This window comes from Methylotuvimicrobium sp. (genome assembly GCF_050611805.1).
Taxonomy (GTDB): Bacteria; Pseudomonadota; Gammaproteobacteria; order Methylococcales; family Methylomonadaceae; genus Methylotuvimicrobium.
This window is the reverse complement of sequence record NZ_JBNGHF010000003.1, coordinates 13668-27237: the sequence shown is the minus strand read 5'-3', so window position 1 is coordinate 27237 and position 13570 is coordinate 13668. Positions and strand designations below refer to the sequence as shown.

General features: G+C 47.2%; 10 protein-coding genes. 8 read left to right on the top strand and 2 right to left on the bottom strand.

Going from position 1 to position 13570, the window contains the following annotated elements; all coding sequences use genetic code 11:
• Positions 1-317: 317 nt before the first annotated feature.
• Positions 318-1172 carry an SdiA-regulated domain-containing protein gene (locus ACRJJO_RS02455; RefSeq protein WP_431064356.1) on the top strand — a complete coding sequence of 285 codons (855 nt, stop codon included), beginning with the start codon at positions 318-320 and terminating at the stop codon, positions 1170-1172.
• A 563-nt stretch (positions 1173-1735) separates the two neighbouring features.
• Here the strand turns inward: ACRJJO_RS02455 and ACRJJO_RS02450 are convergent.
• Both ACRJJO_RS02450 and ACRJJO_RS02445 read right to left on the bottom strand, forming a co-directional pair.
• Complete coding sequence (locus ACRJJO_RS02450; RefSeq protein ID WP_431064355.1) at positions 1736-2653, bottom strand: response regulator; 918 nt, start codon at positions 2651-2653, stop codon at positions 1736-1738.
• Positions 2650-6072 (bottom strand): hybrid sensor histidine kinase/response regulator, encoded by a 3423-nt coding sequence (locus ACRJJO_RS02445; protein WP_431064354.1) that lies wholly within the window; start codon positions 6070-6072, stop codon positions 2650-2652. The genes ACRJJO_RS02450 and ACRJJO_RS02445 overlap by 4 nt, the downstream gene beginning before the upstream one ends.
• Positions 6073-6622: 550 nt before the next feature.
• Here ACRJJO_RS02445 and urtA point away from each other — a divergent pair.
• From urtA to ACRJJO_RS02410, 7 genes are all read left to right on the top strand, one after another.
• A complete protein-coding gene (gene urtA, locus ACRJJO_RS02440) occupies positions 6623-7903 on the top strand; it encodes an urea ABC transporter substrate-binding protein (RefSeq protein WP_431064353.1) in 1281 nt (426 codons plus the stop codon).
• 109 nt (positions 7904-8012) lie between these two features.
• Positions 8013-8939: an urea ABC transporter permease subunit UrtB gene (gene urtB, locus ACRJJO_RS02435; RefSeq protein WP_431064352.1), complete on the top strand. Its 927-nt coding sequence runs from the start codon at positions 8013-8015 to the stop codon at positions 8937-8939.
• 12 nt (positions 8940-8951) lie between these two features.
• Positions 8952-10235, top strand: coding sequence for an urea ABC transporter permease subunit UrtC (gene urtC, locus ACRJJO_RS02430; protein WP_431064351.1), 1284 nt, complete (start codon positions 8952-8954; stop codon positions 10233-10235).
• Complete coding sequence (gene urtD, locus ACRJJO_RS02425; protein ID WP_014148225.1) at positions 10225-10974, top strand: urea ABC transporter ATP-binding protein UrtD; 750 nt, start codon at positions 10225-10227, stop codon at positions 10972-10974. The genes urtC and urtD overlap by 11 nt, the downstream gene beginning before the upstream one ends.
• A gap of 24 nt (positions 10975-10998) precedes the next feature.
• A complete protein-coding gene (gene urtE / locus ACRJJO_RS02420) occupies positions 10999-11688 on the top strand; it encodes an urea ABC transporter ATP-binding subunit UrtE (RefSeq protein ID WP_431064350.1) in 690 nt (229 codons plus the stop codon).
• A 35-nt stretch (positions 11689-11723) separates the two neighbouring features.
• Positions 11724-12953 (top strand): formamidase, encoded by a 1230-nt coding sequence (gene fmdA / locus ACRJJO_RS02415; protein ID WP_125219964.1) that lies wholly within the window; start codon positions 11724-11726, stop codon positions 12951-12953.
• Between the two features lie 21 nt (positions 12954-12974).
• Complete coding sequence (locus ACRJJO_RS02410; protein ID WP_431064349.1) at positions 12975-13367, top strand: zinc ribbon domain-containing protein; 393 nt, start codon at positions 12975-12977, stop codon at positions 13365-13367.
• The last annotated feature ends 203 nt before the right edge of the window (positions 13368-13570 follow it).

Below are 13570 nucleotides of genomic sequence, written 5' to 3'. Positions count from 1 at the left end.
AAGCAGATGAAATTCCTGAAAAATTTCAAGATATTACCTAAGCTTTCTCGCTAACCTTTTGAGTGAGTGAATGTTCTATACAATTTCACAGCAAGTTATTGAATTGACTTCATATTTTTCATGGTGAAATGCTTTTTTAGGATTATTAGGTTGTTTCCTGTTTCTTTAAACGGATCGAAAAAGCATAAATGCCATGTTGCGAATTCGATGGTGGATTCCCGTTTGTAAATATTATTAATTTTTAATTTAAGTTCGAGTTAACATAAACAATCGAGAATCCAAACTTATGTAAATTTACGAAGGTGTAATGAAATCCAGTGTCAGGAAAAAAACGTTTGTGGTTGTTATTGCCGTTGCTACTTTTGTCTGGATGGATTGCATGGCATTTTCCTGATAGCTCGCCTTTAATAAGCGGAATAGAAACGGATTGGAATCTGAGTCGCTATCAACCGATTGGACCTGCTCGACGTGTCGACGGCATCCGAGAAAATCTCTCGGGAATTACCTATCACCCTCCATCGGGTCTGCTTTATGCCGTGACCAATAACCCCCGTAAGATTCATGTTCTCAATAAAAATGGCGAGTTGCAGCGGACAATTGATTTACCCGGTTTTCGGGATACCGAGTCCATAACCTATCTGTATGATAATTTTTTTGTGATTGCCGAAGAAAATCTCTACAACCTTATGCGGGTGGAAATCACTGAGGCAACAGAATCGATATCGCACGATCAGGCTGTAAGGTTTAATCTGGCAGAAAAAGATGATGACAATAGCGGTATCGAAGGCGTAGCGTGGTCGCAACAATTTGGCTTATTTGCGGTGAAAGAAACGCCTCCCGGCATTTTGCATCAACCAGTTGATGGGCGGGGTATGGGCGTAGATTTGTCAGGATTATTGTCTATGCGACTGAAGGTAAGGGATTATGCCGGATTGAGTGTATTGCCTGGGAAGGAACATGGGTTATTGATATTGAGTGAATCCTCCGACAGTCTGCATGTCGTCGATATGCAGGGGCGGGAATTATCGCGGCTCAGTTTACGCGAAGGAAAACTGGGATTGATTGGCTGGCTATGGCAACCGGAAGGCGTGGCCGTTGATGACGACGGCAGAATTTATGTGGTCGGAGAACCGAATCAATTTCTGGTTCTGAAACGGCGTCCGGAATTATAGGCTTTGCAGCAAATCGCAGCAATTCCCAATTTGAGGATAAAAAAGGGTGCGGGGTGTGCTTGGCGAGGATGTCGGCGGCAGGGCAGATTTTTGCTCCTCGGCAATTGTTCCCGCATTGCCCTAATACACGCCATCCTTGGTGTTCGAGCCGCCGTCAAGCCTCCATGGATGAATTTACGGCGTTCCTTGACAGGCATACCTCGCATCCTGAATACGGCGAAATTTCTCAAACTGGGAATAGCTGCAGCAAATCGCCTAACAAATATTGGAGAACATTCAGCGTAGGCGATAAAAAGAAGCAGGACGGTATGTGCTAGAGCGTTGGAAGTGTTGAGCAAAAAATGGGCTCATAACAAAAAATAAGCTCACCTATTTGCCTGTCGTAGTCTGCGTATTAGCCTTGAAAAGTAACCCGACCGCTTTTCCAAAAAACCAAGTTTTCTGTCTTGCTTTAGTTGTAGGGAGTAACAATTGCTCCGTGAGCGGAATCATTAAAAAATCATAAATCAAAAGCCCCTCGTGCGTTTCTTTTTTGCTAAATACTTAAATGCTTCATACCGGCATCACGATTTCAGATATTTCAATGCCATTACTGCGGCGCTGGTGCGGTTTTCCACGTTCATTTTTTTAAACACTTGCTCTAGATGTTTGTTGACGGTGCGAGGGCTCATTTCGAGGATTGATCCAATCTCGCGGTTGGTTTTACCTTTGGCTATCCAAAGCAGTACTTCGGATTCGCGCTCTGTTAAAAAAAGGTTGGCTCGTAATATTTCCTCTTCCGTTGCGCGTTCGGAATCAACGATTCGTATCAGATGTTCTTTGTTACCGGTTTGACCGATATATTTCATTTCAAGTGATTTTGTTTCCAAGTTTACCGTTTGCCCTTTTTCTCTGTTGTATTGAGGCGATAGCATGAGTCTGAGCGGTTTTATCAACGATTCATCGAGCTGTTCGGTATTCAAACCGGAGACCGAGAATAATTGAACGGCTTGTGGAGTGGCCCAAAGCAAGCGGCCGTTAGAATCGATCGAAAATAAATATTGTCCTGCTGAATCCAATGCGGCGCGGGCGCTTTTTGTTAATCTGGCATTTGCCAAATGAACCCGCATTCTTGCGATGAGCTCCTCACCTTTTACCGGTTTCGTGACGTAGTCGACTCCGCCGGCTTCCAATCCTTTGACGATACTTTCAGAGTCCGACAAACCGGTCATGAAAACGACGGGAATATCGGCCGAATTGCGATGTTGTTTAAGTTTTTTGCAGGTCTCGAAGCCGTCCATGTTGGGCATGAGTGCGTCCAACAAGATAATGTCGGGATTGATATTGTTTAGGATTGTTAGTGCTTGCGAACCTTCTAGTGCAACTAAGACGGCAAATCCCGCTCTATCCAATGTATCGTTCAGCATGCTCAGCGTGTCCGGCGAATCGTCGACGACCAGTACGACATCTTTTTTCAATTCTAACGGGCGTGTCGGATTCATAACATTTCTTCAAGGCAAGTAACGAGTTCATCGAATCGGTAGTTTTTGGCGAGGTTTGTAAGGCGATCGGCATGTTGCTTTTTTAGTTTTCGATCTCCTTCTAAGCCTTTCAAGAAACTGAGTAATTCGTTTATATAGCCGATTTTAGCTAACTGGATGATTGTTTCTCGATCCGATCGATTGAGCATTCGGTAGGGTAGCAACGTTATTTCTGATTTGTTTTCGATCTTCCTAGGTGGAGAATTTTCACTCGCTAAGGGAGGGGGTATTTTCCCTTCATCGGAAAAAGAGTCGCCGGTGCTGTAGACCCAACGAATCGGCAAATATTTTTCGATCAGATCCATCATATTGGCCAATTTTATCGGTTTGACGAGATAAGCATCGTAGGGTAGGTGTTCCGCGAATATCGAATTCGGTTGATGGGCGTTAGCGGAAACCATGATTACGGTTGCCGATGGAATTTGGCTTCGAATGCGACCGGCCAATTCCCAACCGCTCATGCCGGGCATGGCTATATCCAATAAAAAAATTTGGGGTTTTTTTTTGCAATATTGCAACATATCCAGGCAAGTTAACCCGTCTTGGGCTTGAAACACGTTGAATCCCAGAGGAGATAGCATGTCAATCAACAAGCCGCGATGACTGGGGTCGTCGTCAACGATAAAAATCGTCTGCTCGATGCCTTGATAGCCGCTGGGTATGGCGGCCGGTTGATCGTGCGGTGCCTTAATAGCGTTGACACTGGAAAGCATTAAAGAAACTTTGAAAAGACTGCCTTGATTGGGACTGCTTTTTACGGTGATCTCGCCACCCATGATATCGGTCAAGAACCGCGTAATTGTCAGGCCAAGGCCTGTGCCGGAAATGTAAGGCGCTCCGGCTTTTCTAATTCTTTCGAAAGGTTGAAAGATTTTTTCAATATTTTCCGGTTCGATGCCTTCACCGGTGTCCTTGATCGAAAAGACGGCGACTTGGTTGCGATAGGATACCGAAAAATATACTTCGCCCTGATGCGTATATTTAACGGCGTTCGAAATCAAATTGATCAATATTTGGCGTAACCGTTTTTCATCGGTTCGAATGGTTTTCGGTAAAGGTGTCAACTGTTCGTGCACGAATTGAATACCTTTGGCTGTAGACTGAACCTTAAACATATTCACGATTTGATCGAGCATCGCGATAAAGTCGACATCGTTCTTGGAGATTTGTAGCCGGCCGGCTTCTATTCTGGAAATATCCAATAGGCCTTCGATAATGTCCGCCAAATGTTCGCTGCTGCGCCGAATGACCGACAAAGCGTCTCTCCGGTTGCCGGGAATGGCTTTATCTTTCTCCAGTAGTTGAGCATAGCCGAGTATCGCATTGAGCGGCGACCTCAATTCGTGGCTAATGCCGGTCAGATAACGGCTCTTCGCTTGATTCGCGGCTTCCGCTACCTCTTTCGCTTGTTGCAGCTTAAGATCGGTCATTTGATGGGCTTCGATTTCAGCAATCAAGAGATCGGTTTGATTGCTGGATTCCTCCAGCGCCAGTTTTCTGCTTTCATGAAGCAGTGAGAACATCCACGATACGACACCTGAAATAATCAGCAAGATGAAGAAAATATTGATTAGGGCATCGGTGATCAAAGCTTTATCGATAGTTTCGTCCGACGTAATCTGGAAATAAATCAGCGCAAGCAAGGAGGACATCAAAATTCCGGTAAGTACAAACAAGCCGAAAAAGTTTCCTAGCCTTGCCGTGATGATTCCGCTCCAAGCGTCCGGCATGATTTTGTTCAATGCCAAGGAAATTTGATCCGCCATGCCGGCATTGGTTTTACACATATCGTGACACCGGCTGTCGAGCGAGCAGCATAGCGAGCAGATCGCTCCGGCATAGGCCGGACAGAGCGACATGTCTTCGGACTCGAAGTGATGCTCGCAAATACAACAAACCTGATTGGGATTTTTGCCGGCATTCTCCGGATCCCTGGCAATGTAATAACGTCCATTCGTCAACCAAGCAATCAAGGGCGTACAAAAAAAAGTAAGGGCTAATGTGAGATAAGGCGACATGGCCTGAAAGTTAATACCAAACAAGCCGCTATAAGCGATCAAGCCAATCAAAGAGGCGGTCAGCATAGAACCGATACCGACCGGGTTAATATCGTATAAATGAGCCCTTTTGAATTCCATTTTTCGGGGTCTTAGGCCAAGAGGGAGGTTGATAGTCAAATCGGCTACCAATGAACCGACCCAAGCAATTGCGATGATGGCAAATAAGCCAAGGATTTCTTTAAGTGCATGATAAATTCCCAATTCCATCAACATCAGTGCGATGACGACATTGAAAACCAACCAAACCACGCGCCCGGGATGATTTTGAGTCGTTCTGGAAAAAAAATTAGACCATGCGATGGACCCGGCATAGGCATTCGTCACATTGATTTTCAGTTGCGAGAATATGACAAAAATGCCGGTCAATAACAACGGCAGTTCCGGGGATGTGGTCAAATAGCCGAATGCGGTCAGATACATGTGATTCGGGTCCGAAGCTTGCTCGAAACCGATGCCGTGCTCGATGGCCAAAACGGCAAGAAATGACCCGATGAGGATCTTAGCCATTCCGGGGAAAATCCAGCCGGGGCCGCCGGAAATCAAAGCGGCCCACCAGGTAAGCTTGTTCTGGTTGTTTTTTTCGGGCAGAAATCTGAGAAAGTCGACTTGTTCGCCGACTTGAGCAATCAAGGAAAATGCAACGACGGATGCAGCGCCAAAAGCCGTTATATCAAAGCCTTCAGTCGCCGTTATCGGCTTATACCCTGTCCAGAGAGCCATCGCATCGTCCGATTTGAGAGCGATACAGAAAAGAGGAATGATTTGCAGAGCTATCCAAAGCGGGTGAGTCCATACTTGAAACCGGCTGATTAGCGTAATGCCATGCGTGACTAGAGGGATCACGACCAAAGAACTAATAAGATAACCGATAGATAATGGGATGTTTAGCGTGAGCTCCAGCGCCATTGAGAGTATGGTGGCTTCCAGTGCAAAAAAAATAAAAGTGAACGACGCATAAATCAATGAAGTGACCGTGGATCCGATATAGCCGAATCCGGCTCCGCGGGTTAGAAGATCGATGTCCGTGCCCAGTTTGGCGGCGTGATAGCTGATCGGTAAACCGGTTAAAAAAATGATCGCGCCGACGGTTAAAACGGCCGACACCGCATTGACGAATCCGTAGGTCAAGGTCAAGGTGCCGCCGATCGCTTCGAGCGCGAGAAACGAAATCCCACCCAGCGCAGTCAACGATACTTGCCATTCGGACCATTTCCTGGATTTTTTAGCGGTAAAGCGGAGCGCATAATCTTCGAGCGTTTGATTGGCGACCCACCGGTTGTAATTGCGCCTTACTCGAAAGATTTTTTGTTGTCCGTTCATGCAACAAAGCTCCAGCAATTCCCAGTTTGAGCAGTTTCGCCGATCTTAGGGTGTGGGGTATGCCTGTCGAGGAACGCCGTAAACCCAGCACCTAAATTACCCAAAATAGTTAACCATAGCCAATGAACTATGGAATTTAGGTGCTGGGTAAACCCATCCATGGGGGCTTGGCGGCAGCTCCCTGCTGCCGACATCCTCGACAAGTACACCCCACACCCTTTTTGATCCCTAAATTGGAAATTGCTGACAAAGCTCATGGCTTGAATCGATCGATGCCGATGGGTGTTGGGTTGCTGAAAAGTACTCTTCTCGACTTTATATCTATTGAATTCATAACGAAATATACTCGTTGGAATGGCTTGCTATATGTTAAAAAATAATAATAAATCAGCATGTTATGAGATTTATAGTGAAAGATTAACAGTAAGCTATAGAGAAGGGCATACGTCAAATGACGTAACGCGGGTGAGCATCCGCCTAATGGTTAAACGAAGCGCTTTGCCGGACACTGTCAGCGAACCAAACAAAATTTAATTTGGAGAGCTTAAACATGTGTATCTTTAATTATGAAAGTGGGAGCCGGGATAATTCTCCGGTATTCAAGCGCCGGAGTTTTATTAAAACATTGATCGCTTTTCCGCTGGGTCTGATCTTGGCATCTTCCCCCCTTAGTTGGGCCAACCCCCCGACAAGTGAGGTCAATACGACAGGACTGGCGGTGACCGACGATACGGTTACGGTCGGTATTTTGCACTCTGTTACCGGTACGATGGCTATTAGCGAAACCGGCTCGGTGCAAGCGGAAAAGCTTGCAATCGATCAGATTAACGCCATGGGCGGCGTACTCGGCCGCAAGATCGAATACATTCAAGAGGACGGCGCCAGCGATTGGCCGACTTTCGCCGAAAAATCGAAAAAATTATTGGTCAACGACAAGGTAGCCTCCGTGTTCGGGTGTTGGACTTCGGCCTCGCGCAAGGCCGTCTTACCTGTTTTCGAGCAGTATAACGGCATGCTGTACTATCCGACTTTCTATGAAGGACTCGAACAATCTCCGAATGTAATCTATACCGGCCAGGAAGCGACGCAACAAATCATCGCCGGTATCGATTGGGTGGTCAAGGAAAAAGGCGCAAAAACTTTTTACTTGTTGGGTTCGGATTATATTTGGCCCCGTACCTCCAATAAAATTGCTAGAAAACATATCGAAAAACTGGGATTAAAAGTTGTCGGCGAAGAATATTATCCATTAGGGCACACGCAGTTCAATTCGGTGATCAACAAAATCAAGTTGAAAAAGCCGGATGTGATCTATGCCATCGTGGTCGGCGGTTCCAATGTTGCTTTTTATAAACAGCTCAAGGCGGCCGGTATCGACTTGACCAAAGAGAAGCCGCTTCTATTGACGATTTCAGTGACCGAAGACGAAATTTTGGGTATCGGCGGTGAAAATATCGAAGGCGCTTATGCCGCGATGAAATATTTTCAAAGCCTCGACAATCCGAACAATCAAGCGTTCGTGCAAGCATTCAAAGACAAATGGGGTAAAGATATCGTGATCGGCGACGTCACCCAAGCAGCCTACTTGGGCCCCTGGTTATGGAAAGCTGCCGTCGAAAAAGCCGGTTCGTTCGATATCGATAAAATCCGTGCCGCATCGCCAGGTATTGAGTTGACGACCGCACCGGAAGGCTATGTTCGCATTCATGAAAATCATCACTTGTGGTCCAAGACTCGAGTCGGTTTAGCGCAAAAAGACGGTCAATATAAAGTCGTGTATGAAAGCGAGGAATTGATCGAACCGAACCCTTTCCCGGTAGGTTATCAATAAAGCCTTAGGATTTCGGCACTGCGACGTTTCTATTCGAAACCTCTCTCCCGGTATTTGAGGGAGAGAGGCAATTTAAAAAAATCCGACCGTTAGCAAAGAGGATCGAGTCATGTTTGAAGAATATTCAATGGCGGAACTGACAGATATTTTATTCATGCAGGGTTTTGCCGGTTTGATTTTATTTTCGGTTTTGGTGCTCATGGCATTGGGATTGGCGATCATTTTCGGTCAGATGGGCGTCATCAATATGGCCCATGGCGAATTCATGATTTTGGGTGCCTATACAACCTATTTAACATCCCATATTTTTGAAACCTATCTGCCGGCTTTATTCGACGGCTACTTTTTTGTGGCGATGGCTTTGGCTTTCTTAGTGTGTTTCGCGCTGGGCGTGTTGGTTGAATGGGGTATGATCCGGTTTCTATTCAAGCGGCCTCTCGATACCTTGTTGGCGACTTGGGGGCTCAGTTTGATTCTTCAGCAATCATACCGTACCTTTTTCGGTGCCCGAGAAGTCGGCGTGACTCTTCCAGAATGGATGATGGGATCGTATGCCATGACCGAAACGATAGAGGTACCTATCAATGGCATCTTCGTGATGGTTTTAACCTTGTTTATAGCGTCGGGCGTCTATTTCTTGATGTTTCGCTCACTCTGGGGCAAGCAAGTACGGGCCGTCGTTCAGAATAGGCCCATGGCAGGAGCGGTCGGCATCGATACGGGGAAGGTCGACCGTTACACATTCGGCATCGGTTGCGGCATCGCCGGTATTGCAGGCAGTGCGTTCACGATGATCGGTTCGACAGGACCGACTTCGGGTCAACTCTATATTGTCGATACCTTTCTAGTCGTCGTATTCGGCGGTGCGCAGAGCCTTATCGGTACCATCGCCTCCGCGTTTACGATTTCACAATCGCAATCGACTTTGGAATTTTTCTTAAGCGGCTCCATGGCTAAGGTCATCACGCTTTTGATTGTGGTCGGCATACTGATGCTGCGTCCTCAAGGGCTTTTTGCTCTCAAAATTCGTCAATAAGGGGAGTTTCCTATGCAGCAACGGAGCAATATTCGATTTATGTCAAGGCAGGAAGTGCTTGGCTATATCATGTTGGCGGTCATCCTGTTAGCGATTATCCCGCTGTCTTTGGATGTATTTCGATTGAATTTGATCGGTAAATATCTGACCTATGCCTTTGTCGCGCTCGGCTTGGTTTTGTGTTGGGGATACGGCGGCATTTTGAGCTTGGGGCAGGGAGTATTTTTCGGCTTGGGCGGATATTGCATGGCTATGTTTCTCAAATTGGAAGCCAGCGATCCCGAGTCGACCAAAATTCAATCCACTCCCGGCATACCCGATTTCATGGACTGGAATCAGATCACCGAATTGCCATGGTGGTGGGAGCCTTTTCGGCAACTTCCTTTTGCGTTGTCGGCGATCGTTCTATTGCCGACGCTATTTGCATTCATCATAGGCGTGGCGATGTTCAAGCGCCGGGTCGGCGGGGTTTATTTCGCGATCATCACGCAAGCCGTCGCGGCGATCATGACGATTTTAATTATCGGCCAACAAGGCTATACGGGCGGAGTCAACGGTATTACGGATTTACGCACATTGTTAGGTTGGGACATTCGTTCCGATTCAGCCAAAGTGATTTTGTATTATGTCTGTTCGGCCGCTCTTTTTATATGTTTGTTACTTTCACAATTTATCCGTTATAAAAAACTTGGACGTATTCTGGTCGCGATGCGCGATCGAGAGGATAGAGTCCGGTTTTCCGGTTACGACGTAGCCAACTTCAAAATATTCGTCTTTTGTCTGAGCGCGATGTTTTCTGCGATCGGCGGCGCGATGTTCACGCTGCAGGTCGGCTTTATGTCGCCTTCCTTCGTCGGCATCGTTCCATCGATCGAAATGGTGATTTATTGCGCCGTGGGCGGTCGGCTTTCCTTGCTTGGCGCAGTTTACGGTACTTTGTTGGTGAATTGGGCTAAAACGATATTTTCCGAGACATTCCCCGAGCTTTGGCTGTTTGCGATGGGAGCGCTGTTCATAGCGGTCGTGATGGCATTTCCAAATGGCTTGGCCAGTCTATTCAAACGCTACATCGAGCCGAAATTGCCTGCTTGGTATACCGGAAAAACCATTGATTTCGAACCGGAGGCCTTGCGCACAAGTTTGTTGAAAGCAGATGAGGATAAGAGCGCGCACCCGGACGTTTTGGCTTTGGAGAGCAACATAACAGCCTCTCAACCCGCTCGTAAAACCGATACAACCGGGAAAATTTCGCCTCATTCCGATGAAAAGTTGGACGGAGGCGTATATGTCGACTAAGCACGAAGATTTCGTTTTAGCCGTCGAAGGGTTGACGGTTTCTTTCGACGGTTTCAAGGCGGTCAATGACTTGTCATTCTACGTCGACGAAGGGGAGATACGCGTCATTATCGGACCCAACGGCGCAGGAAAAACGACGGTACTCGACTTGATATGCGGACGAACTCAAGCCACCTCCGGGTCGATCAAGTTTCGCGGAGAAGAGTTAACGCGGATGAAAGAACACCAAATCGTCCATCACGGTGTTGGACGAAAGTTTCAAAATCCTTCGATATACGATGATTTGAGTGTGTTTGAAAATCTTGAAATTTCATACCCGCGAGGACGGTCCGTTTTCGGCTCGTTAATGTTCAAGCGCGACCGTGAAGTGATCGAAGAAGTCGAAAACATAGCTGAAATCATTTTTTTGCAGAACGATCTCGATAAACCGGCCGGCTTATTGAGCCACGGACAAAAGCAATGGCTTGAGATCGGCATGTTGCTGATTCAAAAACCGGATTTATTAATGCTGGACGAACCGGTTGCCGGCATGTCGGTTGCGGAACGCAAAAAAACCGCCGAGCTGTTGAACCGGATTACGCAAGGCCGCTCGGTAATCGTCATCGAGCACGATATGCAGTTTGTCGAAGACATCGCTCATCGGGTTACCGTTATGCACCAAGGCAAGGTGCTGTCCGAAGGTTCGATGGAGCGAGTCAAAAACGATCCCAAAGTCATTGAAGTCTATCTCGGCCACTAATCGGTTGAATCAGGAGAAAACAAAATGCTGAGCGTTAAAAATTACCACGTGGCCTATGGGCAAAGCGAAGTGCTGCACGGATTGAATTTCGATGTAAAACCGAAAGAAATCGTAGCCGTGATGGGGCGCAACGGCATGGGCAAGTCTACGTTGATGAAATCGTTAATCGGAATGATCCCTACCGCAAAGGGCGAGGTTCAACTTGACGACGTCGACTTGACGCTACTCAAAAGCCATCAGCGAGTGTCTAAAGGCCTGGGTTTCGTTCCGCAAGGGCGAATGATTTTTTCGACGATGACGGTCAAAGAAAATATTGAAACCGGTTTGACCATTACCGGTGAAAAGACGGTTCCTAACGATCTATACGAATTGTTTCCGGTTCTCGAAGAGATGCGAAATCGCCGAGGCGGAAATTTATCCGGAGGACAGCAGCAGCAATTGGCAATCGCCAGGGCATTGGCCAGCAAGCCGAAGTTATTGCTGTTGGATGAACCGACCGAGGGCATTCAACCTTCGATCATTCGCGAAATGGCTCGGACGTTAAAAAAAATACGCGATACCCGTGGCCTATCGATTGTCGTGTCGGAGCAAGTGTTGAGTTTTGCGCTTGAAATCGCCGACCGCATCATCGTTCTCGAAAAGGGGGAAATCGTTCATCAGGAAGAGCGGGCAACGCTCAATGAAGCCAAGGTAGCGGCTTATTTATCGGTATGAGTATTAATCATTAAAACTTTGTCAGGAGAAAGGCTATGGCTGAAACCATTATCAAAATCGATTTAAGTAAATCACCTTATGAAAACGACATGATTCATAACCGGTGGCACCCGGACATACCAATGGTGGCGATGGTTAAACCCGGTGACGATTTCATCATCGAATCCTACGATTGGACCGGCGGACAAATTCACAATAACGACAGTGCCGATGATGTGCGCGACGTCGATTTATCTAAAGTGCATTTTTTATCCGGGCCGGTCGGTGTGGAGGGTGCGGAGCCCGGGGACTTGTTGGTCGTCGATATTCTCGATATCGGGGCTTTTGAAAACAGTCAGTGGGGGTTTAACGGTTTTTTTTCAAAAAAGAACGGTGGCGGCTTTTTGACCGAGCATTTTCCCGAGGCGCAAAAATCGATTTGGGATTTCAACGGTATGTTTACCAAGTCTCGTCATGTTCCCGGCGTCGAGTTTGCCGGCTTGATTCATCCCGGATTGATTGGCACACTGCCGTCTAAAGAAATGTTGGATGAATGGAATACGCGGGAAAAAGCCCTTTACGACACGGAGCCGGACCGGGTTCCGCCCTTGGCAACGTTGCCTTATGCCGATACGGCTCATATGGGACGTATGAGCGGCGATGCTGGAAAAGCGGCGGCGGCCGAAGCAGCGAGAACGGTGCCACCGCGCGAGCATGGCGGAAACTGCGATATCAAAGATTTATCTCGGGGTTCGACAGTCTATTTTCCGGTTTATGTGAAGAATGCCGGTCTTAGCTTAGGGGACTTGCATTTTAGTCAAGGCGACGGCGAAATCACATTTTGCGGTGCGATAGAAATGGCCGGTTGGACACACCTGCGTGTCAGTTTGATCAAAGACGGCATGAAAAAATATGGAATCAAAAATCCGATTTTCAAGCCGAGTCCGATCAAACCCCAGTATGACGACTATTTAATCTTCGAAGGTATTTCAGTCGACGAGTCCGGCAAGCAACATTATCTCGATGTGCATATCGCTTATCGTCAGGCTTGTTTGAATGCGATCGAATATTTGACGAAATTCGGTTATTCGAGTGCTCAAGCTTATGCCATTTTAGGTACCGCGCCGGTGCAAGGGCACATCAGCGGTGTCGTGGATATTCCGAATGCCTGCGCGACGCTTTGGTTGCCGACCGATATCTTCGAATTCAACGTCAAGCCGAATTCGGAAGGGCCGAAAAAAGAGCTGTCCGGCGATGTCGACGTACCCTTGTCTCCTGATCTGTAATAGTAACTTTGGAGGATAGCGATGCCGCTCTATGACTATAAATGCCCGAAACACGGCATTTTTCACGACTTAGCAACGTTCGAAGAAAGCAGCGCTCCAAAGGCTTGTCCGCACTGCCAAACCTCGAGTCCGCGGATTATCATGATACCGCCCGAGGTGCTTGCAATGGCGCCGGACAAACGTAAAGCGATGAGTATCAACGAGAAGTCGCGTCACGAACCGGCTTTCTCGACGGTAGACAGCCGGGAGGGTCAAATACTCGAACACAAGCACACCAAGAATTGCGGGTGCAGTAGCAACAAAGGGTTGTTTCTGAAGCATCCCGATCGTAGCAGTTTGAGACAGCAAGTGATATTGATGCAAGATGGAAGTAAAGTCTTTCCTTCGCAACGGCCTTGGATGATCAGCCATTAAGCGTGTTCAAGCAAACCGTCTCTTACACTTGAGGGTAAGAGACGGTTTGCTTTAATGAGGGCTACTTTTTGAATTCGGCACCGGGATGTCCGTCAAAGGATGCCTTGAATGCTTTCCTGAAGATACTCTTTGCTAGCTCCAAGCTGGCAAAGCCTTTGTTCCTGCATTGCCCTAATATACGCCATCCATGGTGCAATACAAAA

Excerpts from the sequence above, each read along its gene's own strand:
- urtE (WP_431064350.1), top strand. The coding sequence starts at position 10,999 with ATGCTGAGCGTTAAAAATTACCACGTGGCCTATGGGCAAAGCGAAGTG.
- ACRJJO_RS02410 (WP_431064349.1), top strand. The coding sequence starts at position 12,975 with ATGCCGCTCTATGACTATAAATGCCCGAAACACGGCATTTTTCACGAC.
- ACRJJO_RS02450 (WP_431064355.1), bottom strand. The coding sequence starts at position 2,653 with ATGAATCCGACACGCCCGTTAGAATTGAAAAAAGATGTCGTACTGGTC.
- urtD (WP_014148225.1), top strand. The coding sequence starts at position 10,225 with ATGTCGACTAAGCACGAAGATTTCGTTTTAGCCGTCGAAGGGTTGACG.
- ACRJJO_RS02445 (WP_431064354.1), bottom strand. The coding sequence starts at position 6,072 with ATGAACGGACAACAAAAAATCTTTCGAGTAAGGCGCAATTACAACCGG.
- urtA (WP_431064353.1), top strand. The coding sequence starts at position 6,623 with ATGTGTATCTTTAATTATGAAAGTGGGAGCCGGGATAATTCTCCGGTA.
- urtC (WP_431064351.1), top strand. The coding sequence starts at position 8,952 with ATGCAGCAACGGAGCAATATTCGATTTATGTCAAGGCAGGAAGTGCTT.
- urtB (WP_431064352.1), top strand. The coding sequence starts at position 8,013 with ATGTTTGAAGAATATTCAATGGCGGAACTGACAGATATTTTATTCATG.
- fmdA (WP_125219964.1), top strand. The coding sequence starts at position 11,724 with ATGGCTGAAACCATTATCAAAATCGATTTAAGTAAATCACCTTATGAA.